Genomic DNA, 19,906 nt, shown 5'->3' with positions numbered 1-19,906 from the left:
ACTTGCACGGTATCCTTAAAGAAGAACGTCCAGTCACAGCCGTAACAGCAGCTCGCATTGGTAAATTGTTAGGAAATAGACCAGCCCTTTGGCTACAGCTTCAAGCCAATTATGATGCTTGGCATGCAGAACGGGAAACAGATGTTAGCAAAGTTCCAACACTAACAGCTAGAGAAATGAATGCGCAAATGGAACATAGCCATTCGTAACCTTCTCCCCACCTTAAAGACGGGGAGATGAGTCATAATTTATGACTTAAGCAACCTTTTTAATGGGGCTCTCGAAATTTGGTTCGTAAGATTTTAACAAAGACTCTATAATCGGAGGTGGTCTTAAAGTTCCAAAATTTGTAATCATTGCCAAAATTTTCAGTGCATTTGGGGTTTCGTCTTGAAGCTTAAAAATTAAAGCTTTTTCTATTGCATCCATAGTCTCAATGAGAGTATTAAAAGCCTTATCTTCAATATCATCACGATCAGAAAACTGATACAACGCCATCCACAAATCGCATAAAAAATCAATACTGGTCTTCATTGCACACCTCCATGGATTTGTTCTCTCAAACATGCCAATCCTCTCGATGTGATTTTTGTTGAAGGGAGTACCTTTTCTGTACCATCCGGTCTTTGAATGGTGATAGCAGGACAATCCATAAAGCCTTTCTTGATTTTATCTTGGTAAGGTAACAAAGGCGCCCCTGGAGCCCGTCGATAGACCCAATCATGTTTACGCAAGTAATCTGTTAAATCCTTTGGTCGCACCTCTAACATTTTCGCTGCTTCAATCAAACCAAACAAACCATCAGAACGCTTTAAGCCATCCAAAGCTTGTGCTTTTGGTGCTAATTCGGCAATAGTGTTATCTTTTTGCTCTATTTGATTTTGTAAGTGATTCAAAACACCAAGTAATGCCTCGGGTTTGGAGTAGTCAACTTGTGGTATAGCTACTTGTTTCAAAAGCCGTTCACATTTGATAAAGTATTGACGTGCCTCATGCCCTTTGTCATTACGTTCGATCATGGAAAGGTGTTTAGCCATGTCTAAGGTGAGGTAGTATTCTATGCTTGGGCGCCCACCTTTTTCTAAATTTTTAGAAAAACCTATAAAGTCTATATTTTCTCGAAAGTTACATTCTTTAATGCGATTTTTAATCCAGTCTGCAAACTTTGATGTGATTCCCAAAAATGTGTGCAAATCACGAGCATTGACGGTTTGAACAGTTTCCTGATCAATGGTTTGTTCCGATATCGGAATAAGAGTGTTCATGTGAACTCCTTGGTAATAGACGTTTTTGATTGACACTCAATGAAGAGTGCCGGGCGCTCAAAAACACGGTACCAAGTCCGTCGTTACGCTTTTCCCGTAAGAGTATTGTATAGCGTAACCACACCCGACGAGGTCATTATATGCGTGTAACATACAATGAGTCAAAGCCTTTAATGTGCGGAAAATAAACTATCTCGGTAGCTCGTCCGCTTGGTATTTAAGGTGTTTTTGAGGCACCTGATTCGATTATTCATATTGTTGCTACATTGTCAAGTGGCAATGTAATATTTTTATAAAAATAATCCGTTAAATCTTTTGGTCGTACTTCAAGCATCTTTGCTGCTTCAATAAGACCGAACAAACCATCAGAGCGTTTTAAGCCTTCCAAAGCTTTTGCTTTTGGTGCTAATTCAGAAATAATATGATCTTTCTGCTCTATTTGACTTTGTAAGTGATTCAAAACACCAAGCAATGCTTCCGGTTTGGAGTAGTCAACTTGTGGTGTCACTACTTGTTTCAAAAGCCGTTCACATTTGATAAAGTATTGACGTGCTTCATGCCCTTTATCATTACGCTCTATCATTGAAAGATGTTTAGCCATGTCTAACGTAATGTGGTATTCTTTTACCTTTCCACCGCTTACTAAATTTTTAGTAAGCGTTATAAAGTTTATATTTTCGAGAAACTTACATTCTTTAATGCGATTTTTAATCCAATTTCTAAATTCAGACTTTATTTCCAAAAACGCATGTAAATCACGCGCGTTAACAGTTTGAACAGTTTCCTGATCAATAACCTGTTCTCTAATTTCTATAAGAGTATTCATAATGAATTCCTATGCAGTTAGACGTTTTTGATTGACACTCAATGAAAAGTGCCGGGTGCTCAAAAACACGGTGCATAGTCCGTCGTCACGCTTTTCCCATAACAGGGTATTTTATAGCGTAACTACACCCGACAAATCTATTATATGCATGTAGCATATAATGAGTCAAAGTCTTTAATGTGCGGAGAAGAGATTGTGTCGGCAATCTATCCGCTATCGATTTAAGGTGTTTCTTAGGCACCTGATTCGACAATAGACATTGCATAAATAATGTCAAGCACCTTTCTATATTTTTGTTAATTTCATCTATAAATGCTGGACGCCTAAAACACAGCAATCATCCCCTTCATTTTCCCATTCATTTCTAGCCAATATTTCAAAGGAGTATAAAATGGCAACAGGTTTTTTACACGGTGTTGAAGTCGTTGAAGTTGACGACGGCACCCGCTCCCTTCGTGCGGTTCAGTCTGCCGTTATCGGGATTGTTGGCACAGCACCCGATGCCGATGAACAAGCATTCCCCCTCAACACACCGGTTTTGGTAGCGGGCTCTCTTTCACAAGCCGCAAAACTCGATAAAACTGGTAAGCGTCAAGGTACATTACCCAATGCCCTTGATCTTATTTTCAAGCAAGTAGGCGCAATTGTCGTTGTCATCCGTGTGCAAGAAGGTGACAACGAAAATGCGACACTCACCAATATTCTAGGTGGTGTAAATGCAAATGGCGCTTATGAAGGTGTTCATGCTTTCATTGGAGCACAATCTGTTTTAGGACAAACACCACGTATTCTGATTGCGCCAGGCTTTACACATCAGCGCCCTTCCAGTGTGGGTATTGAAGAGAACGGAACTGATGCGACTGCCAACCCCGTCGCAGCAGAACTGATTGGCATTGCAGAGCGTTTGCGCGCTATTGTGGTGCTTGATGCTCCAAACACAACAGATGAAGCAGCCCTTAGCACAGCAAAGGATTTTGATTCAAAACGCGCTATTCTCACTGACCCGTTTGTAAAGGTAAATCGTGATGGAAAGATCATAGAACAGCCCGCAAGTGCAGCGGTTGCTGGCGTCATTGCCAAAAATGATTTTACTCATGGCTTTTGGCATTCCCCTTCTAATAAAGTGATCAATGGAATTGTGGGAACTGCGCGCCCCATTGATTTTTCCATTGGTGACAGATCAAGCCGTGCCAACCTTCTCAACGAACAAAACATCACAACAATCATTCGCGAAAATGGCTATCGCCTTTGGGGAAATCGCACACTCTCAAGCGATACAAAGTTTGCTTTTTTATCCGTGGTGCGCACCGCAGATATGATCAATGATGCTATTTTGCGCGGACACCTATGGGCTGTCGACCGCAATATCAAAAAAACCTACATGCATGATGTCAGTGAAAGCGTTAATGCCTATTTGCGTGATTTGAAAGCACAAGGCGCTATTCTTGGTGGGCGTTGTACACCTGATCTAGAGCTTAATACAGCAAGCGCCATTGAAAGCGGCAGAGTCTATTTCAATGTGGAATTCACGCCCACAACACCCGCAGAACACATCACGTTCCGTTCACAAATCATCAATGATTACCTAGAGGAGATCTTTTAATGACAGTCCCTGTATTACCAAGAGTTTTGAAATATTTTAACATTTTTGTTGACGGCATTCCCTATCAAGCAAAATGTGAAAGTGTCACCCTACCGAATTTGAGTTTGGTCGTTGAGAGTTATCGCGGCGGTGGCATGGATAGCTCCATTGAGGTTGATCTTGGTCTTGAAACCCTCACGCTGAGCATGACCATTTCTGATTGTTCACCAGAATTAATGGCGCTGTTGGGACGCACCGATGTCGACATCTCATTGCGCAGTTCAATGCAAGCACAAGGCACACCCGCAGAAGGTGTTGTTATTACCATGAGAGGACTTTGCAAAGGCTTTGAAATGGCAGAATGGCAACCGGGAGGCAAAGCAACTTCTACAGCAACATTCACATTGCAATATTTCAAATATGTCCAGAAAGACGTTGAAATTGTTGAGATAGACGTCCTCAACCTCATCAGAAAATTCAATGGCGTCAATCAACTCGCAGACCACAGAGAAAACATAGGATTATAAAAATGACCGTCCAAACAAGCATTACACATAAATTATTGATACCCATTGCCTTTGAAGGAAAAGAGCACACCACAATTACCTTACAGCGCCCCAAAACAAAAGATTTGCAAGCAATCGACAAAAAAGAAGGTATAGAGCAGACAATCGCTATGATCGCACGCCTTTCTGGATGGCCGCATGAGGCTATTAGTGAACTTGATATCAATGATTTGTCAAGCATTGGAGAGATCTTGGAGTCTTTTATCAAACGGCGGGATACCTCGACTGGGAAACCGCCGCAAAACTCATAGCCGATATCGCCATTGTGTTCCATTGGTCCCTTTCAGAGATGATGGAAATGGAACCACAAGAACTCATATTCTGGCGAAAACAAGCAGCAGAAAGGTATAAGACAAAATGAGTGAAAAAGTTGCTGATGCAAAGGTGAAATTGTCACTTGAAGACGAACTCACCACGCCTCTTAAACGTATACAAAAGAAATTCGATACACTTTCAAAAACACTCTCACATAGTTTGGGTATTCCGCGCTTTTCTGCTGCTGTACAAAACATGACAAAAAGTCTTCATGGTGTTCAAGGTGCTCTTAGCACAGCAGCAAGTCGTGCTTCGGTCTTTACCGGTGTTTTAGGGCTTGCTGGTGGGGGGCTTGTGGCAAGTGTAACTGCCCTCACCATGAAAACCATGCATCTGGGGGATAGTCTTTATCACGCATCACGCCATTTAAATATGAGTGTTGCATCACTTCAATTATGGGGTGATGCAGCCGATAATTCAGGCACTTCCGCCGAACTCTTTCAACAATCCTTAGCGGTTTTAAATAGGCGTTCGGCACAAGCCTATGCTGGACAAAAAAGAGGCATGATGGGCTTTGAAGCGCTTGGCATTTCTGTCAAAAACACTTCTGGAAAACTCAAATCCACTTCTGTCTTGTTGGAAGAAATTACCGACAAGATGAGTAAGATGAAAAATCAAGCACAAAGACAGCACATTGCTGCCTTACTGTTTGGTGGAGATGGTAAAGAGATGGCATCCATGCTCTCACAAGGCATGGCGCCCATCAAAGAGCTGTTTGCAAAGGCGAGAAAAGGAAAATGGCTGATAGGTGCTGATGTCGCACGCTATGCCGCAGATTTAAGTGACAAGCTTGGTGCCTTTAAGAAAAAAATAGGGGGTATCGCGAGCTTTATTGGTGCACGTTTCATGCCCGTGATCAATGATATGGTTGACGGTTTTTCAAAGTTGATTGATGAAAACCGTGACCTCATTCAAACAACCGTTGCGAGCTGGGCGAAAACCTTAAGAAAAGTCTTGCAAGATTTGCTTAATCCTACCTCTGATTTAAGAAAGGGTATCAGTGATCTTACAGAGAGGATTAAAGGCTGGTTCCAATGGCTAGAGCCTCTAATTGGTGAAATAACTCTTTTCAAGGTGGGGCTTGTAGCTCTTGGTTCCTTCATTTTTGGTCCACTCATTGCCGCATTAGCAGCCGTGGGAGCCGCATTTGTTAGCCTTGGTATCACAATTATGACAACCCCCATAGGCTGGATCATTGGTGGTATTGCAGCTCTTGTTGCTGCCGGATATTTACTCTACAAAAATTGGGACAAAATCAATGGCTGGCTGCTTACATCACTAGCCATAGTAAGCGCAGTTTTTATCAGGCTTGCTTTCGCTCTTTCAGGACCAGTGCTTGCGGCCTTCAATTCTGTTGGTGCTAAAATTACCGGTCTGGCTGTAAACCTTGGAAAATCCCTGCTCTCAAAAATAATCACAGCAGATAAAGCTTTTATTAGATTTTCCGCAACTCTGGGAAGATCACTGCTTTTAGCATTAGCCTCAGCTGCTTCCGCAGTTGCCAGTTTTGCCTTAACTCTTGTAGGTACACTGATTTCAGCAATAACTGCCGTTAGTTCTGCTTTTATATCGCTTGGTGTTGCTATCATGACCACACCTATTGGCTGGATTATTGGCGGCATTGCAGCTCTTGTTGCTGCCGGATATCTGCTCTACAAAAATTGGGACACAGTCATAAGCTTTATAAGCAAGCTATGGGATTCTTTTGCAAGCTTATGTAGTAATGTTTTTAATAACCTCTTGGCGCTCTTTAAAAACTTTTCACCACTCTCTTGGATTTCGAAAAAAATCAATGAACTCATTGAATGGCTGTTCGGTGTCGATTTAATGGAAGTAGGCTCCAATCTTATTAATGGGCTTTGGGATGGCATCAAAAGCAAATGGAACGCTCTGTCTGACTGGTTGAGCGGCATGATGCATAAATTAACCAATTGGATGCCAAACTGGATGAAAGAAAAGTTAGGGTTTAATGTTTCAATCAACAAAACTTCAACGGAGACCATTAAAACCTTTACCGAAGAAACCAATACACGGGCAAAAAAAATGCTCGATACAGCTGTGGTTACAAATACCCCCCCTGAAAAACGCAAGAGTGGTTTTAATACAGGGGGCGTTGAAACAAGGCATATGGAAGCTCCAAATGCAAAAGTGGGTTCCCTCAAAGCTCCCAAGCCCATTACCGTTCATAAGCCGGTAGAAGTAGATGCCCGCGTGATGATTTCAAATTTAAATATTTCCGTCCCCAATGGTCTTAAAGATGAAATCAGAAACGCCGTCAATCAAGCCCTTGAACGCTATGCCAAACAGCAACGCTTGGCTATAGCCTCTAGCCTTTCGGATTAAACATCATGATGTTAGCTTTGGGTGGTTTTATCTTTTCCATTGAAACGGCAGCCTATCAAACCCTTGATATGTCTTATGGCATTCCATGGGTTGAACAAGGGCGATTGGGGCGCAAAGCAGCACTTCAATTGCCTGCCTTTGCAAATGCGGAATTTTCTTTAACCGGTGTGATCTATCCAGATTTTAAAGGCGGTCACGGACAAATCGAATATTTGCGACAAATGGCGCATAATGGTCCTCATATCCTTGTGACGGGTCAAGGCAAGATTTTAGGCAAGTTTGTCATTCTTTCCGTAGAGGAAAAACAAAGCATTTTTCACCAAAACGGCTCCCCCAAAAAACAAGAATTTACAATAAAATTGAGAGAATATGGTGAAGAGCTATGAGTGATCTTTACGTGACAAAAGAAGGCGATATGGTTGATGCCATTTGCTGGAGATATTATGCCAAGGGTCAACAAGCTCTTGCTGTTGAACGCGTCTATGCAGCAAATTTTGGTCTTGCAGACTATGGACCCATTTTAAAAGCAGGCATCACAATCGTTTTGCCAACCCTCCCCTATCCTAAAGCCACACCGGTGATTAGAATTTGGGGCAGTCAATCATGAAACCTTTTTGCATAGTGATGGCAAATGGAGAGGACATCACAAGAACGCTGATGGACTATGTTTTGTCGATTGAAATTACCGATGAAGCAGAAGACAAAAGTGACCGCATCACCATAGAACTTGATGACCGCGCCCGTGAGTGCGACAATGGCTTTCTTGATATTCCTCTCATTGGAACAATCATTTCCGTAACACTTGGCTATGAAGGCGGCAAAAACCGCGATATGGGCGCCTATCTGATTGATGAAATCTCTGTAAGCAGCCCCCCACAAAGTTTAAGCGTGACAGGACGCGCCGCCTCTATGAACACGTCTTATAGAACACCCAAAAGCCAATCCTATCACCAACAAACCCTTGGCAATATTATTCAAGAGATAGCACAGCGCAATGGCTATATAGCAAAAGTTGACCCTGCTCTTGCAAAAATTGTTGTGCGTCACATTGACCAAACTTCTGAAAGCGATATGGCTTTTGCCACACGCCTTGCAGAAGACTATGATGCGGTAGCAAAACCCGTTGATGGCAAGCTTGTTTTAGCTAAACGGGGCGAAGGCAAAGCCATTACCGGTGAAACACTGCCCGTCGTTGTCATCCATGAAAAACAATGTACCTCTTGGGATTTTAAATACAGTGCACGCGATGAAGCAGGTGCCGCCAATGGCTTAGCAACAGATGCAGGAGATGACCAAAAAGCCGCCGCTGATGCACGAGAACCAGAAGACGTTGATGACAGCGAAGATGTTATCCATATGGATGAAAGTGACGCCCCCAATTTGCCTAAAGAAGAGACGGAAGCCAAAACACCTGAAAATCAAGAGCAAGAAGAAGAGAAAAAAGGCGGTGTTATCGCAAGCTATCATGATATCCGCAGTGGTGAAAAAAAGGAAGTCAAGGTTGGTCAAGCACCGTTTCATGAACTCAAATACACCTACCACAATCAATCAGAAGCTGTTGCGGCTATTGCGGCTTATCGCAATAAATCATCGCGTGGCAAATCTTCTTTCTCATGTGATATCGGAGGTGATCCCTTTGTGCAAGCAGAAGCAAAGCTTGTTCAAGAGCCCCCTTTCCGCCCCTATATTCCAGCAGAATGGCGTATCAAAAGCGTTAAACACAAGCTTGATAAAACAGGTGGTTACACCACAAAAATAGATTGTGAACTTTTTGATGAAACCCAAGAAGATGCGGCTGGAAACGTTGCAAACACAACACCAGACAAAGATGATACCCTTGATCCAAACGCCCCACCAAACGCATGCGACGAAGGCGAAGGCGTAATCCATATGGATAAAGAGGATATCAATTAGCAAAAATATCAAAAAATTATAGAAAGTTGCTTGACATTATTTATGCAATGTGTATTTTCGAATCAGGTGCCTAACGAACACCTTAAACCATAAGCGGATTGGTTACCGAAATAATCAGTCTTCTATACATTAAAGACTTTGACTCATTATATGCTACATGCGTATAATAATATTGTCGGGTGTGGTTACGCTATACAATACCCTTGCGGGGAAAGTGTAACGACGGACTTATGGCCGTGTTTGTTAGCGCCCGGCACTCTTTTTTAGAGTGTCATTAACAAACATCTAACCATAAGGAATTCATTATGAATACTCTTATTCCGATATCGGAACAAACTGTTGGACAGGAAACTGTTCAAACAGTAAATGCACGTAATCTACACACATTCTTAGAGGCAAAACGAGACTTTTCCAATTGGATTAAAGATCGCATCAATAAATATAATTTATTAGAAAATCAGGATTATTTAGTTTTCACCAATTTTGGCGAAAACCTCCAAGGTGGACGTCCCTCCAAAGATTATGCTCTCAGCTTAAGCGTAGCTAAAGAGCTTTCTATGGTGGAGAACAATAAAAAAGGTAGAGAAGCTCGTTTATACTTTATCGAATGTGAAAGACGTGCAAAACAAGTCGCTACTCCACAGATAGCCGCTCCACAAGTTGATTATTCCAAACCCGAAGCCTTACTGGGTGTCTTGAATCACTTACAAAGCCAAATCGAACAGAAAGATCATGTGATTGCAGAACTAACTCCAAAAGCACAAGCTTTGGATGGCTTAAAGCGTTCTGATGGGGCTATATGTGGCATCTTATTGTTTTTTATTCACGAGTGGTTGTTCAAGGAGCTTTTTGAGATCTTCTGAATTCATTGCCATTAAGTGATTTAATGTAACGGTAGTGCGGATAGAATCTTCTAAACGAGCAAGAATTTCACCCGTAAGGCTACGATGATTTGCTTCAGCAAGCTCTTCCAATTGATTTTTCAGTTCAATTGGAATGAGAAATTTAAATTGCACACGATCTTTTTTTGTCATGCACCTAAAATATACCTAAAATACACTTGACACAAGGTACCTTTATGGTACTAAATATGTGCATATGGAGGTAAAATGAAAACGATCCAATATAAAATAAATATGCCACGTACATTAAAGGAGTGGTTGTTTAATCGGGCAACTGAGAATGATCGCTCTCTTTCATCTGAAATAATTAACATTCTCAAAAAAGAAAAAGCGCTAGAGCATAAGTCCGCAAAAACTCTCTCTAACGCTTTACATCTAACTAACCTGAAAGAGGTCAATTACAATGAATAATAGCACATACTTACCTATCAATAAAGACAAATTAATCAAATTACGAGAAGTTGAAAACGAGCCTCGTGTTCGCGATGTGGACTTAGCAGAAAAATTAGGGTTTGTTCGTACACGTGACGTTAGAAAATTAATTACAAGAAATATGCAAGAAATAGAACGGTTTGGGAGGTGCGCCACTGTGGCGCACGTAATAAAGGGCAATAACGTAACAGAATATTGGCTTAACGAAGAGCAGGCGTTATTGATTGCGACATTATCGAATACAGAAAAATCTTCTCAAGTCCGTTATATGCTTATTAAGTTATTTGTTGCATGGCGTAGGGGCGAGATAAAGCAATCCTATGTTCAATCGATCGACTACTCCAGTCCAGCAGTATTGCTTGGTGTCTTAACGCATTTAAAAGATGAAAACGAGCGGAAAGACAATATCATTGCTAAATTAGAACCAAAGGCAAAAGCTTTGGATGGTTTAAAGCGCTCTGATGGTTTGTTTGGTCTTATTGAAGCAGCAAAGATGTTAGAGGTACGACCTAAGGACTTAACGGATTACTTGCGTAAACATGATTGGGTGTATCGACGTGCTCCAGGGGCGCCTCTGTTACCTTATCAAGAGAAAATTAAGAAAGGATTCATGGATTGCCCTGCTATCACCATTCAAAGACCGGACGGAACAGAGAAGGTGCTGCCTTCAACTAAAATCACATCTAGAGGATTGGCATGTTTAAGAGAACAAATCCATGGAGGTGTACAATGAAGATAGATACCAACTTCTTATGTGATTTATGGATAGCATTATCTCAATTTTCTAGACATGAAAATATGAATGATAAAGATTGTACTGCTCTGGTTGATACTATGACTGTCATAGAAAAAGCTTTGATTTCAAAACTTCAAGATGAGATGCCAAGTATACTTAAAATCTTAACAGTTTTAACAGATTTTGGCGATTCAGAACTGTCGCATAGCATGGAACCTTTGTTGCGCGCTTATGAACCAAATTTTGAGAACCCCATTAGAAAAGTTGCTTAAGTAAAATATATACCCCTCCTCGTTCTTAAAAATGGGGAGGTGGTTAATACAGATTAAACGTGTGGAACGGGTCGTTCAAGAGGTTGTACAGCCAAACGCAACCCCATGGTATGCAGTAACGCATTTAGGCTACGGAACTCTGGATTGCCTTTTTCTGAAAGTGTACGATAAAGTTGCGTAGGATTCAATTTGGCTGCTTTGGCAACAGCTTGAACACCACCATAGGCTTTTGCCATTTGACGAAGTGTTACAAGCAGTTCCCCCTGGTCACCATCTGCTAGGATTGCATCAAGGGTCGCTGCTGCTACTTCAGGGTCATTATGGAATATTTCTGCCATTGCATCATCATGGCTACGGTCTTTCATCTTTGCACTCCTTAATCTTCACGGTTTTGCCAATCGTACCAACAAGCACATGCACGAGTGATATCGGTGTCTTGTGTTTTTTTGGTACCACCGCATAATAACAATAATACGGTCTTTCCAGACTGAGCATAATAAATTCGGTAACCAGGACCAATATTCATACGCAGTTCATAGACACCATCACGAAGCGGCTTGAAATCGCCAAAGTTTCCTTGCTCTAAACGATTAAGACGGCGAATAATTGCAGTTTTAGCCTGCACATCACGGAGCTTTCGCAGCCAATCGGCTATCAAGTCTTTGCCATCAGAGGTAAGGTAGTGACGTATTTCAAACATAATGTATATTCGTTTATAAACGAATGCTTGTCAAGAGCGAAAGAAATTTATTTTTAGATTTTCACTCAGCCCCGCCTTGTGTGGGGCTTTTTTATAGGAGCAATACATGAGAACAATATCACCAGAAGGGCTAGCACTGATTAAACAATGGGAAGGCTTGCGTTTGAATGCCTATAAAGATGCCATTGGGGTATGGACCATTGGTTATGGACATACAAACAATGCCGGAAAACCTTTTGTTCACAAAGGCATGGCAATCACTGAAAAACAAGCTGAAGAACTTCTTTGCCAAGATTTAAGACAATTTGAAAATGCCGTTGAACAAGCGGTTCAAGTTCCCTTAACGGATGAACAATTCGCAGCCTTGGTCTCCTTTTGCTATAATGTAGGAACAACAGCTTTTTGCAATTCGACCCTATTAAAAAAACTCAATAACGGTGAATATGAAGCAATCCCAACCGAATTACAGAAATGGACCAAAGCCGGTGGTAAATGCTTGCAAGGTCTTGTACATCGGCGTGCAGCTGAAGCAGGATTATGGGCGAAAGGTGCTTTTGTTTCCTCTAACTACCAAACCGTAGAAACGCAAGCGCCAACCGGGCTTTTCAAAGCCGAAGCTCTTGCTCCAGTCATTGGTTCTTTTTCTGGACTTGGCGGCTTATTAGCCGGCAATGGTCCAGTGCAATGGGCGCTCGCCACTATCATGGTTTTAGCCGCATGTGCTGGCATTTTCTTTGTTGCTAAACGTTTTCAGGAACACCGTTTATGATCTTATGGATGAAAAGAAATCTGCTGTTAACAGGTGCGGCTCTAGCCGCTTTTTTTATAGCTTTGGCAAAAGCTTTCACCCTTGGGAAAAAGGCAGAACAGCAAAAGCAAACAGAAAAAACCTTAAAGGCAGCAACAACACGACTGGAGGTGGAAAATGAAGTTAATCAGAAAAGTGATGCTGATGTGCGTGCTGCTCTCTCTCGTTGGTTGCGGGACAAATAAGTATGTCTCTTGTGTTGGTTGGTTGCCAATTTATTTAGAGAGAAAAGATGTCAACGTCATCAGTTCGAGCTTAGCAAGAGAGATCTTAAAGCATAACAAGCAGGGCGAACGTGTGTGTGGGTGGAAACATGGCTAGGAAAAGAACACAAGACGATATAGAGCTTACAGAAGGAGAAAAAGAAATCCTTCAAGAAATCATCATGACCTACAAAAGTATAAAAGTGATGTCACGTTATACGAAATGGATTGTACTCATTATACTCTTATTAGCACTTGATTTTTCACGTCTTATAGATGCTGTAGAAAATATTTTTACACAAAAACCAAATATCCGACTCTAAATACACTCTGAAACGTGCGAAACTGTTTAGCAAATAAATTATCAATTTAGCACGTCTCAAAGATGCGAGAGATAATATCGTTTTACACATCTCAAACAGTGGTTTTCAAAACATTAACAATTTGATCCCCTTAGGTCGCTCCTGTTATAAATGCAGCCCACTGTTCCAAGAGAGCATGGCGTTGTTCTAAAAAATCTGTCCGCATATAAGCTTTTGTCACTGAACTCCCAACTGAATGCGCAAGAACAGTTTCGGCAATCTCAAAGGGTGTTGACGTTGTTTCTGCTATCCAGTCACGTAAACTGGAACGAAAACCATGGGGGCGATAAGTCAAACCACAAACTGTCATATATTTTGCCATGCTTGCATCAGAAATTGGTTTGCCGGTAAGACCAGAAAAGAGAAAACCATTTTTTTCAAAGGGGAGAGATTTTTCAATCACTTTTAAAGCTTCATCACTCAATGGCACGCGAAAATCTGAAACCTTTCCTACAATGCCCTTCATATTTTCTTTGGGTATAGTCCATATATCTTTATCTATTTGTTCAAGACGCAAATAGCGCAATGGATACGACCGTACTCCAGTCAAAATAAGCAACTTCAGTGCTAAATTTGAAAGAATCTTATCATCCAAGCTTTGATAAAATGCCGGAACTTCTTGCCATGGCATAGCAGGAATATTTGTTGATGTTGCACGGGCTTTTCCTAAAAGGGCGCGTGCTTTCATACAAGCTTGTAGATCAACGTCCAAACCAAGAGCCGCAGCATATTTCAAACAAATGTTAATACGATTAAGTGCTTTTCGTGCAGTGTCTGCTTTTTCATGCCAAAGAGGAGCAAGAACATTGCGAATGATATTAGCCGTTAATTTTTCTATAGAGAGGCTGCCTATGTGTGGAATAACATGCAATTCCAGCGGAGAAAACCAACGCCCATTTTTGCCTTCATTTTTTAACTCTGCTTTTTTACTTTCAAAAGCCGCTGTTGCAATCTCACTGAATATGTTGCTTTGCTGTTTTAAGACAGTTTGTTCTCGAAAGACAATAGGGTCATTGCCTTCTCTGAGAATAGCACTATAATGCTTGGCAAGTTCGCGCGCTTCTTTTAGAGAAAGTTGTGCAACTGGACCAAGCCCCATTTCACGGCGTTTGTTATGGTATGTATAACGAAAGAACCAAGAGCGCGTATTGTCTTTTCGAACATTCAACCATAATCCTGCCCCGTCACAATACTTACCTTGAGAAGCAGACTTGACAAGTAATGCTGATAACCTATGAATCCCCCTCACTTAATTTCCCTTCTCGTCCACCTTTTCACACATTGCTCGTCCACCTTTTTGGGGCCACCTTTTAGACCACCTTAATTTTTTGATTTGAGATTTTTTCTTTAATTCTTAATTTTTTTATTGGAACATAAAAAATTATAGACATCAATAGCTCTTGCACATATTTACATAACTTGATTCTTGTTGCTAAAGCCCTGTCTGCCGCGCCTGGGCACCACTCTCTTTTTTATTTCTAATAATTTATTGTTTTTCTTAGGTTTTTTAAAGGGTTAGGGCACTAAAATAAAAGTGAGGGAATAGGATTTTCCAACATGTCTCTTAATTACTGTAAGTTAAGACTTCTTCTCGAGGGATGTTAGTTGATTCGGACACTCAAAATATTTTAGTTTCTAACAAGATGAATTCTCAAGAAATATCTCTAATTTCATTAAAATTATTATACTTCAACGTTAATTTTGTCCCGAAAATTTTTGATGATATGCGTCATATTAATGGTATTATCTGTATCAAAGTTACCCACGGGATAATTACTCTTTCTAAGAAATGCCAAAGCCTTCACTACAAAATTATTGAGAACATCAAAGAAAACACGTGTTTTTATAAAAGTTTTTTAAATTTACATTAAGTCTTTGTAAATATACAATGTATTGATTTGTAATGATAATTTATTGTTTTGTATGTTGAATGAGAAAACCTGAATATCGTAGATTTCTCATTTAAAATTTGTTTATATTTAATCAATTAAAATCACTGGTTTGCACACCACAAGGGTGGCTAGCATGTGGATAGAAAACGTTTTATGAACCATCCAGAGCCAAGAGCTATAATGTGAAAATAAGACGCGTAAAATTAGTTGAGTTACTTTTCAATTTTATAGAAAGAAAAAGGAAGAGGGTTAATAAAATTAGTCATGTTTTTTACTTAAAATGGAGTCGAAATCATGTCGGATGAAAATCGGCTAATAGAACTAGAAACGAAGCTAGCTTACCAAGAAAAATTCATTGAGGAGCTTTCTCGTGTGGTCACTGATCAATGGAAAAGTTTGGATGAGATGTCTAAAAAAGTTGATGTTTTAGCGAGACGATTTTCAGATTTAGAAGAGCAAAGCCTTACTGAAACTATTATTTTGCCAATTTATAAATAAAGCAACATGCTGATTTATAATAATTTATCGTTATTCAACTTGAATTAAAATCTTGAATACCGTAAATCCCCTCTTTTTAAATCTCCCTCATATTGAACAAGTCAAAACCGTATCTTTTGCACGTTACAAGCAGGATGGGCCCGGGTAGATAAAAAACTATTAAGAAAGAGCTAAAAATGCTTCTTATGAATCATCTCGAGTACCAAGGGCTGTAGCAACATTTTAGGGTTGGCAAGGAATGTAATGGTATCGGCTTGTTACTTGACTAACGTAAAGTTAGAGGTGCTGAATGGATTTGCCGTTATATCATTTATGGTTTACATCACGAAATGGGCTTGGGCATATTGAGAGATATTTCTTCAAAACAAGCGCATGAATTCGCAATCCAATGGTGTTCTATTTTATGGGAAAGGCGCGCCCCTATGAAGATATTTTTTTAAAAAATTTTCTAGTAATAGCCTCTTGTTTTTTAGATGAGATAAGGTGAATCTCACAATGAGAGAAAGGGGCGAAAAGTGCTTTATCACGATTATGCATTATTTACAGATTAGTTTTTATTTAATGCATTTTTTAGCATGTAGAACAGTTTTTATAAGCTTCCTCATTAATTTCAAGAAGTTTCAATCTTATAAGGCGTGCTGATATCGGAAGACATTTTTTATATGTGATTTCTAGTACTAAAATGAAGAAAGGTTTTTGTAGAGTATAAAACTGCAGTCGTAGAAAAATCTAGAGACTTCAATGGATTTTAATTTTTTCTGTACAGTGTTTTTTTATAGGCAGGGGGGAAATTTATTCGCTAATTTCTTTGAATTGATGCAAATAAAATGATGTTATCGTTATCGATTAGAAATCGTGATTGAGCAATATATTTATTATAATAAAGCATTTTAATCCGCTCTTATGATCAAAAGACTTTTAGTTGTGTTGATAGGATGAGGTACTCTAAGCTACATCGGTTGTGTATAGTACAGTGAGTGCTAAAGGTCTTTTTCAAGCTTAAATGTACTCTTCATTTTATGTATATATTTTGTGAAAAGGCTTTTGTTTTTCGTAATTTAAAATACCAAATATTATTGCTAAAGCACCAAAGATAGTCCATGCTGGTAGATAAGTGAGAGTAATGCAAATGGAGGACAGAAAATCGGGCATTATCTTGCAGAGAGATTGATTAAGGTTATAGATATCTGTTTGAAGAAGATTTACTAGAATTTTATTAAGGGGGGTTATTGTCCAATGTGATGTGATGACAGAGTGTGCATTATCAATAACCAATGCTATAATTGTTAGTGTCACGAAAATGAAGGTCATTAATTTAAATAAAGGGCGGAGCATGTTTTTTCCTAAAGTTTTAACAGGACATACGTATAATGCACAGAAAAATACGGAGTTGCATTATGATAAGAAAATAAATTTACGTTTGTTTTGTGTTTTTTGAAAAAGGCGCATAATTTTTTCGATAAAAATTGAGGTTAGGTTCAACAAAAGTAATGAGACAGAATGTTTGAGAAAAAGCACAATGAATTAAAACGTAACCTTCAAAATCGTCATATTCAAATGATTGCTTTGGGTGGTGTTATTGGGACAGGACTTTTTTATGGATCAACCGAGGCAATTCAATTAGCAGGTCCCTCAGTCATTTTAGCTTATCTCATCGGTGGGCTTATTATGTATTTCATTATGCGAATGCTTGGTGAAATGTCAGTAGAAGAACCGTCTTCAGGAGCTTTTAGTTTTTTTGCTTATAAATATTGGGGAAGTTTAGCAGGTTTTATAACAGGTTGGAACTATTGGTTTTTATATATTCTTGTGAGCATGACTGAACTTACAGTGATTGGATTTTATCTTGATCACTGGATTTTGATTGATCATTGGAAGTCATCCTTCATTGTACTTTTGTTTGTCTCGTTAGTTAATTTGTTTAATGTCCGTTTTTATGGAGAATTTGAATTTGGTTGTGCTTTAATCAAAGTTGCTGCTGTTATTGGTATGATTATTTTTGGGATTTTTCTCATTGTCTCTGGAATGGGGGAAAATCAAGCGAGTATCTATTATCTTTGGGATCACGGCGGTTTTTCCCCTTATGGGGCTATAGGGGTTATTTTGGCGACTTCTGTAGTAATGTTTTCTTTTGGAGGAACCGAGCTTATTGGTATTGCTGCTGGAGAGGCATCTAATCCACAAAAAACAATTCCAGCGGCTATTCGTCAAGTTATGTGGAGAATTATAATTTTTTATGTTGGTTCTATCAGCGTTATTATGATAATCAGTCCGTGGAATATGATTGGAAAAAATGGTAGTCCTTTTGTTACAATTTTTAAAACTGTAGGAATTCCCGCTGCGGGTCATATTTTGAATTTTGTGGTTATTATGGCGGCTATTTCTGTTTACAATAGTGGCATTTATTCTAATGGTCGTATGCTTTATAGTTTAGCTATACAAAAAAATGCTCCACATATTTTCAGTAAACTGAGTGCTGCTCGTGTTCCTTATGTTTCTATTCTTTTTTCATCGTTCTGTACGGCAATAATCCTTATTATTAATGCTTTAATTCCTGATAATAGTTTTATGCGGATCATGGCTCTTGCGACAGCGGCAGCCGTTATTACTTGGACCATTATTGTTATTGTTCATTTGAAGTTTCGAAAGGCCCATAAGAACAGAAAAGGAAATTTTATTTATGCGTTTGGTTTATATCCTTACGCTAACTATCTTTGCTTATGCTTTCTTGTTTTATTATTTTGTATAATGTTTATAAGTGGTTTTGGGAAAAATGGATTAATGGCTCGACTTTTTGAGATGATAGGAATCAGGGTATCCTTTCTTGAAATATATATCCCTGTACAGATGCCTGATATGAGTTTGGCAGTCATCATTGTTCCTCTATGGTGCTTGTTTTTACTTTTAGGCTATAAACTGAAACAATAACGAAAGAAGAGCTAATAAAAGGGATTGATTGGAATAAATCTTGGGGATTATAAAATTTGATAAGGTAACACAAGTCTTTGGTGAATTGTGTGTTTTAAAGAATATTACTGTGCAACTTACCGAAAGACGGATTGCTGTTATTGGTGCAAATGGTTCTGGAAAAAGTACATTTGTTCGTCTTATCAATGGGCTCCAATTACCATCTCATGGTTTTGTAAGTGTTGATGGGCTTGATACAAAACGCGATGCAAAGGCGGTAAAGCGTAAAGTAGGATTTGTTTTTCAAAATCCTGACAACCAAATTGTTTTACCATTAGTAGAAGAAGACTTATCCTTTGGTCTTAAAAATTTGAAGCTTAGTAAAGATGAAATTAAGGAGCGTGTAGATGAAATTTTACAGCGCTATGAACTTCAAGATTTCAGAAATCACGCTGTTCATTTATTAAGTGGTGGGCAAAAACAACTCGTCGCTATTTCCAGTGTAGTAGCAATGAAACCAGATTACATTATTTTTGATGAGCCGACGACATTACTTGATTTGCGAAATAAGCATCGCGTTACGCAAGTGATAGAAGAATTACCACAAACGGCAATAGTTGTATCGCATGATTTGGAGTTTTTGAAAAAGTTTGATAGAGTGCTAGTTTTTGATAAGGGGGAGATAGCAATTGATGAGGTACCTTTTGTTGCTATCAAGGAGTATATAAGAAGAATGTCATGATCGGTTTATATATTCCAAGGGATACATTTATTCATAGATTAAGTTCTGGGGTTAAGCTATTATTTCTTACAGTCTGTGGAACTTTTATAATAATGGTTTCTTCCATAGCGCTTCTTGGACTCTTTTTATTATTTGTTGCCTTATTTTATAGAATTGCCAAGGTTCCTTTTAGCACTGTGATAAAGCAGTTTAAATCGATGGGATTGCTTTTAATTCTTCTATTTTTATTTCAAACTATTTTTAGCGGATGGCTTACGGGAGTGGAGGTTATATTACGTCTTGTTGTCCTCTTTTCTTTATCATCACTTATTTCATTCACAACAAAAGTTTCAGATATGGTGGATGCAATTGAAGCAGGGCTTCAGCCCTTTCGTTGTTTTGGTATAAATCCATCAAAAGTGAGTATGGTTATCTCTATGGCAATCAGGTTTATTCCTCTTTTGAGTGAAAAGTTTAATGAAGTCCATGAAGCACAGCAAGCACGGGGACTTAATACGAACATTGTCGCTCTTGCAATACCTTTAATTATACGAACCATCAGAATGGCTTCAGAAGTGGCTGAAGCATTGGAAGCGCGTTCTTATGATGCTGATGATACTATTGATACAGCATCTCATAATAATCCAAGTTTTTTATAGTGA

General features: G+C 39.3%; 29 protein-coding genes. 21 read left to right on the top strand and 8 right to left on the bottom strand.

Annotated elements, in window-relative coordinates; genetic code table 11:
- A partial coding sequence (locus PVV57_RS07080; protein ID WP_404977244.1) for a transcriptional regulator occupies window positions 1-209 on the top strand: 209 nt, incomplete at its 5' end.
- 46 nt (window positions 210-255) lie between these two features.
- On the opposite strand, the gene PVV57_RS07075 is transcribed toward PVV57_RS07080, so the two are convergent.
- From PVV57_RS07075 to PVV57_RS07065, 3 genes are all read right to left on the bottom strand, one after another.
- Window positions 256-534: a hypothetical protein gene (locus PVV57_RS07075; RefSeq protein WP_273719106.1), complete on the bottom strand. Its 279-nt coding sequence runs from the start codon at window positions 532-534 to the stop codon at window positions 256-258.
- Entirely contained in the window at window positions 531-1,265 is a 735-nt protein-coding gene (locus tag PVV57_RS07070; protein ID WP_273719105.1) for an antA/AntB antirepressor family protein, read from the bottom strand. The genes PVV57_RS07075 and PVV57_RS07070 overlap by 4 nt, the downstream gene beginning before the upstream one ends.
- A 250-nt stretch (window positions 1,266-1,515) precedes the next feature.
- Window positions 1,516-2,091: an antA/AntB antirepressor family protein gene (locus PVV57_RS07065; RefSeq protein WP_273719104.1), complete on the bottom strand. Its 576-nt coding sequence runs from the start codon at window positions 2,089-2,091 to the stop codon at window positions 1,516-1,518.
- Between the two features lie 391 nt (window positions 2,092-2,482).
- Here PVV57_RS07065 and PVV57_RS07060 point away from each other — a divergent pair, with 391 nt between their 5' ends.
- The 9 genes from PVV57_RS07060 (at window position 2,483) to PVV57_RS07020 (ending at window position 9,674) form a co-directional block, all read left to right on the top strand.
- Window positions 2,483-3,694 (top strand): phage tail sheath subtilisin-like domain-containing protein, encoded by a 1,212-nt coding sequence (locus PVV57_RS07060; RefSeq protein WP_273719103.1) that lies wholly within the window; start codon window positions 2,483-2,485, stop codon window positions 3,692-3,694.
- Window positions 3,694-4,200 carry a phage major tail tube protein gene (locus tag PVV57_RS07055; protein ID WP_273719102.1) on the top strand — a complete coding sequence of 169 codons (507 nt, stop codon included), beginning with the start codon at window positions 3,694-3,696 and terminating at the stop codon, window positions 4,198-4,200. Before PVV57_RS07060 ends, PVV57_RS07055 begins: the two co-directional genes overlap by 1 nt.
- Window positions 4,201-4,202: 2 nt before the next feature.
- Window positions 4,203-4,490, top strand: a complete 288-nt coding sequence (locus PVV57_RS07050) for a phage tail assembly protein (protein WP_273719101.1) — start codon at window positions 4,203-4,205, stop codon at window positions 4,488-4,490.
- A gap of 38 nt (window positions 4,491-4,528) precedes the next feature.
- On the top strand, window positions 4,529-4,600 hold the full coding sequence (locus PVV57_RS10535) for a GpE family phage tail protein (RefSeq protein WP_081485993.1): 72 nt from the start codon (window positions 4,529-4,531) through the stop codon (window positions 4,598-4,600).
- Complete coding sequence (locus tag PVV57_RS07040; RefSeq protein ID WP_273719100.1) at window positions 4,597-6,897, top strand: phage tail protein; 2,301 nt, start codon at window positions 4,597-4,599, stop codon at window positions 6,895-6,897. The genes PVV57_RS10535 and PVV57_RS07040 overlap by 4 nt, the downstream gene beginning before the upstream one ends.
- A 5-nt stretch (window positions 6,898-6,902) precedes the next feature.
- Entirely contained in the window at window positions 6,903-7,283 is a 381-nt protein-coding gene (locus PVV57_RS07035) for a phage tail protein (RefSeq protein WP_273719099.1), read from the top strand.
- Window positions 7,280-7,504 carry a tail protein X gene (locus PVV57_RS07030; RefSeq protein WP_039760481.1) on the top strand — a complete coding sequence of 75 codons (225 nt, stop codon included), beginning with the start codon at window positions 7,280-7,282 and terminating at the stop codon, window positions 7,502-7,504. Before PVV57_RS07035 ends, PVV57_RS07030 begins: the two co-directional genes overlap by 4 nt.
- A complete protein-coding gene (locus PVV57_RS07025) occupies window positions 7,501-8,811 on the top strand; it encodes a phage late control D family protein (protein ID WP_273719098.1) in 1,311 nt (436 codons plus the stop codon). The genes PVV57_RS07030 and PVV57_RS07025 overlap by 4 nt, the downstream gene beginning before the upstream one ends.
- Window positions 8,812-9,116: 305 nt before the next feature.
- Entirely contained in the window at window positions 9,117-9,674 is a 558-nt protein-coding gene (locus tag PVV57_RS07020) for an antA/AntB antirepressor family protein (RefSeq protein ID WP_273719097.1), read from the top strand.
- On the opposite strand, the gene PVV57_RS07015 is transcribed toward PVV57_RS07020, so the two are convergent.
- Window positions 9,621-9,845, bottom strand: a complete 225-nt coding sequence (locus PVV57_RS07015) for an Arc family DNA-binding protein (RefSeq protein ID WP_273719096.1) — start codon at window positions 9,843-9,845, stop codon at window positions 9,621-9,623. The two genes, PVV57_RS07020 and PVV57_RS07015, sit on opposite strands and share 54 nt — an antisense overlap.
- 75 nt (window positions 9,846-9,920) lie before the next feature.
- Here PVV57_RS07015 and PVV57_RS07010 point away from each other — a divergent pair, with 75 nt between their 5' ends.
- From PVV57_RS07010 to PVV57_RS07000, 3 genes are read left to right on the top strand one after another with little or no spacing between them, the layout of a single operon-like run.
- On the top strand, window positions 9,921-10,124 hold the full coding sequence (locus tag PVV57_RS07010; protein ID WP_273719095.1) for an Arc family DNA-binding protein: 204 nt from the start codon (window positions 9,921-9,923) through the stop codon (window positions 10,122-10,124).
- Window positions 10,117-10,878, top strand: a complete 762-nt coding sequence (locus PVV57_RS07005) for a phage antirepressor KilAC domain-containing protein (protein WP_273719094.1) — start codon at window positions 10,117-10,119, stop codon at window positions 10,876-10,878. Before PVV57_RS07010 ends, PVV57_RS07005 begins: the two co-directional genes overlap by 8 nt.
- Complete coding sequence (locus tag PVV57_RS07000) at window positions 10,875-11,153, top strand: hypothetical protein (protein WP_273719093.1); 279 nt, start codon at window positions 10,875-10,877, stop codon at window positions 11,151-11,153. Before PVV57_RS07005 ends, PVV57_RS07000 begins: the two co-directional genes overlap by 4 nt.
- 53 nt (window positions 11,154-11,206) lie before the next feature.
- Here PVV57_RS07000 and PVV57_RS06995 read toward each other — a convergent pair whose 3' ends face one another.
- Window positions 11,207-11,518 (bottom strand): DNA-binding protein, encoded by a 312-nt coding sequence (locus PVV57_RS06995; protein ID WP_120101720.1) that lies wholly within the window; start codon window positions 11,516-11,518, stop codon window positions 11,207-11,209.
- Window positions 11,519-11,529: 11 nt separating this feature from the next.
- Entirely contained in the window at window positions 11,530-11,853 is a 324-nt protein-coding gene (locus PVV57_RS06990; protein ID WP_012230755.1) for a type II toxin-antitoxin system RelE/ParE family toxin, read from the bottom strand.
- 106 nt (window positions 11,854-11,959) lie between these two features.
- Between PVV57_RS06990 and PVV57_RS06985 the strand changes: the two genes are divergently transcribed.
- The 4 genes from PVV57_RS06985 to PVV57_RS06970 are packed head-to-tail and all read left to right on the top strand — an operon-like array spanning window position 11,960 to window position 13,187.
- A complete protein-coding gene (locus PVV57_RS06985; RefSeq protein ID WP_273719092.1) occupies window positions 11,960-12,622 on the top strand; it encodes a lysozyme in 663 nt (220 codons plus the stop codon).
- Complete coding sequence (locus tag PVV57_RS06980; protein ID WP_273719091.1) at window positions 12,619-12,846, top strand: hypothetical protein; 228 nt, start codon at window positions 12,619-12,621, stop codon at window positions 12,844-12,846. Before PVV57_RS06985 ends, PVV57_RS06980 begins: the two co-directional genes overlap by 4 nt.
- Window positions 12,779-12,982 carry a hypothetical protein gene (locus PVV57_RS06975; protein WP_273783712.1) on the top strand — a complete coding sequence of 68 codons (204 nt, stop codon included), beginning with the start codon at window positions 12,779-12,781 and terminating at the stop codon, window positions 12,980-12,982. The genes PVV57_RS06980 and PVV57_RS06975 overlap by 68 nt, the downstream gene beginning before the upstream one ends.
- Window positions 12,975-13,187 (top strand): hypothetical protein, encoded by a 213-nt coding sequence (locus tag PVV57_RS06970; RefSeq protein ID WP_012230750.1) that lies wholly within the window; start codon window positions 12,975-12,977, stop codon window positions 13,185-13,187. The genes PVV57_RS06975 and PVV57_RS06970 overlap by 8 nt, the downstream gene beginning before the upstream one ends.
- A gap of 130 nt (window positions 13,188-13,317) precedes the next feature.
- On the opposite strand, the gene PVV57_RS06965 is transcribed toward PVV57_RS06970, so the two are convergent.
- Window positions 13,318-14,475, bottom strand: a complete 1,158-nt coding sequence (locus tag PVV57_RS06965) for a site-specific integrase (protein ID WP_273719089.1) — start codon at window positions 14,473-14,475, stop codon at window positions 13,318-13,320.
- 937 nt (window positions 14,476-15,412) lie between these two features.
- Between PVV57_RS06965 and PVV57_RS06960 the strand changes: the two genes are divergently transcribed.
- On the top strand, window positions 15,413-15,616 hold the full coding sequence (locus tag PVV57_RS06960; RefSeq protein WP_273719088.1) for a SlyX family protein: 204 nt from the start codon (window positions 15,413-15,415) through the stop codon (window positions 15,614-15,616).
- A gap of 1,017 nt (window positions 15,617-16,633) precedes the next feature.
- Here PVV57_RS06960 and PVV57_RS06955 read toward each other — a convergent pair.
- Window positions 16,634-16,951 (bottom strand): hypothetical protein, encoded by a 318-nt coding sequence (locus PVV57_RS06955; protein WP_273719087.1) that lies wholly within the window; start codon window positions 16,949-16,951, stop codon window positions 16,634-16,636.
- Window positions 16,952-17,116: 165 nt separating this feature from the next.
- On the opposite strand from PVV57_RS06955, the gene PVV57_RS06950 reads away from it, so the two are divergent.
- From PVV57_RS06950 to PVV57_RS06940, 3 genes are read left to right on the top strand one after another with little or no spacing between them, the layout of a single operon-like run.
- A complete protein-coding gene (locus PVV57_RS06950) occupies window positions 17,117-18,544 on the top strand; it encodes an amino acid permease (RefSeq protein WP_273719086.1) in 1,428 nt (475 codons plus the stop codon).
- A 40-nt stretch (window positions 18,545-18,584) separates the two neighbouring features.
- Window positions 18,585-19,265, top strand: a complete 681-nt coding sequence (locus PVV57_RS06945) for an energy-coupling factor ABC transporter ATP-binding protein (RefSeq protein WP_273719085.1) — start codon at window positions 18,585-18,587, stop codon at window positions 19,263-19,265.
- A complete protein-coding gene (locus PVV57_RS06940) occupies window positions 19,262-19,903 on the top strand; it encodes an energy-coupling factor transporter transmembrane protein EcfT (protein ID WP_273719084.1) in 642 nt (213 codons plus the stop codon). The genes PVV57_RS06945 and PVV57_RS06940 overlap by 4 nt, the downstream gene beginning before the upstream one ends.
- Window positions 19,904-19,906 lie beyond the last annotated feature (3 nt).

The organism is Bartonella sp. AU15XJBT, assembly GCF_028618615.1.
Taxonomy (GTDB): Bacteria; Pseudomonadota; Alphaproteobacteria; order Rhizobiales; family Rhizobiaceae; genus Bartonella.
The sequence above is the reverse complement of the archived record's forward strand: the minus strand, read 5'-3'. Positions and strand labels throughout refer to the sequence as shown.

Bases quoted from the DNA above. Each gene is read 5' to 3' on its own strand.
- PVV57_RS07075 (WP_273719106.1), bottom strand. From the start codon at position 534: ATGAAGACCAGTATTGATTTTTTATGCGATTTGTGGATGGCGTTGTAT.
- PVV57_RS07070 (WP_273719105.1), bottom strand. From the start codon at position 1,265: ATGAACACTCTTATTCCGATATCGGAACAAACCATTGATCAGGAAACT.
- PVV57_RS07065 (WP_273719104.1), bottom strand. From the start codon at position 2,091: ATGAATACTCTTATAGAAATTAGAGAACAGGTTATTGATCAGGAAACT.
- PVV57_RS07060 (WP_273719103.1), top strand. From the start codon at position 2,483: ATGGCAACAGGTTTTTTACACGGTGTTGAAGTCGTTGAAGTTGACGAC.
- PVV57_RS07055 (WP_273719102.1), top strand. From the start codon at position 3,694: ATGACAGTCCCTGTATTACCAAGAGTTTTGAAATATTTTAACATTTTT.
- PVV57_RS07050 (WP_273719101.1), top strand. From the start codon at position 4,203: ATGACCGTCCAAACAAGCATTACACATAAATTATTGATACCCATTGCC.
- PVV57_RS07040 (WP_273719100.1), top strand. From the start codon at position 4,597: ATGAGTGAAAAAGTTGCTGATGCAAAGGTGAAATTGTCACTTGAAGAC.
- PVV57_RS07035 (WP_273719099.1), top strand. From the start codon at position 6,903: ATGATGTTAGCTTTGGGTGGTTTTATCTTTTCCATTGAAACGGCAGCC.
- PVV57_RS07030 (WP_039760481.1), top strand. From the start codon at position 7,280: ATGAGTGATCTTTACGTGACAAAAGAAGGCGATATGGTTGATGCCATT.
- PVV57_RS07025 (WP_273719098.1), top strand. From the start codon at position 7,501: ATGAAACCTTTTTGCATAGTGATGGCAAATGGAGAGGACATCACAAGA.
- PVV57_RS07020 (WP_273719097.1), top strand. From the start codon at position 9,117: ATGAATACTCTTATTCCGATATCGGAACAAACTGTTGGACAGGAAACT.
- PVV57_RS07015 (WP_273719096.1), bottom strand. From the start codon at position 9,845: ATGACAAAAAAAGATCGTGTGCAATTTAAATTTCTCATTCCAATTGAA.
- PVV57_RS07010 (WP_273719095.1), top strand. From the start codon at position 9,921: ATGAAAACGATCCAATATAAAATAAATATGCCACGTACATTAAAGGAG.
- PVV57_RS07005 (WP_273719094.1), top strand. From the start codon at position 10,117: ATGAATAATAGCACATACTTACCTATCAATAAAGACAAATTAATCAAA.
- PVV57_RS07000 (WP_273719093.1), top strand. From the start codon at position 10,875: ATGAAGATAGATACCAACTTCTTATGTGATTTATGGATAGCATTATCT.
- PVV57_RS06995 (WP_120101720.1), bottom strand. From the start codon at position 11,518: ATGAAAGACCGTAGCCATGATGATGCAATGGCAGAAATATTCCATAAT.
- PVV57_RS06990 (WP_012230755.1), bottom strand. From the start codon at position 11,853: ATGTTTGAAATACGTCACTACCTTACCTCTGATGGCAAAGACTTGATA.
- PVV57_RS06985 (WP_273719092.1), top strand. From the start codon at position 11,960: ATGAGAACAATATCACCAGAAGGGCTAGCACTGATTAAACAATGGGAA.
- PVV57_RS06980 (WP_273719091.1), top strand. From the start codon at position 12,619: ATGATCTTATGGATGAAAAGAAATCTGCTGTTAACAGGTGCGGCTCTA.
- PVV57_RS06975 (WP_273783712.1), top strand. From the start codon at position 12,779: ATGAAGTTAATCAGAAAAGTGATGCTGATGTGCGTGCTGCTCTCTCTC.
- PVV57_RS06970 (WP_012230750.1), top strand. From the start codon at position 12,975: ATGGCTAGGAAAAGAACACAAGACGATATAGAGCTTACAGAAGGAGAA.
- PVV57_RS06960 (WP_273719088.1), top strand. From the start codon at position 15,413: ATGTCGGATGAAAATCGGCTAATAGAACTAGAAACGAAGCTAGCTTAC.
- PVV57_RS06955 (WP_273719087.1), bottom strand. From the start codon at position 16,951: ATGCTCCGCCCTTTATTTAAATTAATGACCTTCATTTTCGTGACACTA.
- PVV57_RS06950 (WP_273719086.1), top strand. From the start codon at position 17,117: ATGTTTGAGAAAAAGCACAATGAATTAAAACGTAACCTTCAAAATCGT.
- PVV57_RS06940 (WP_273719084.1), top strand. From the start codon at position 19,262: ATGATCGGTTTATATATTCCAAGGGATACATTTATTCATAGATTAAGT.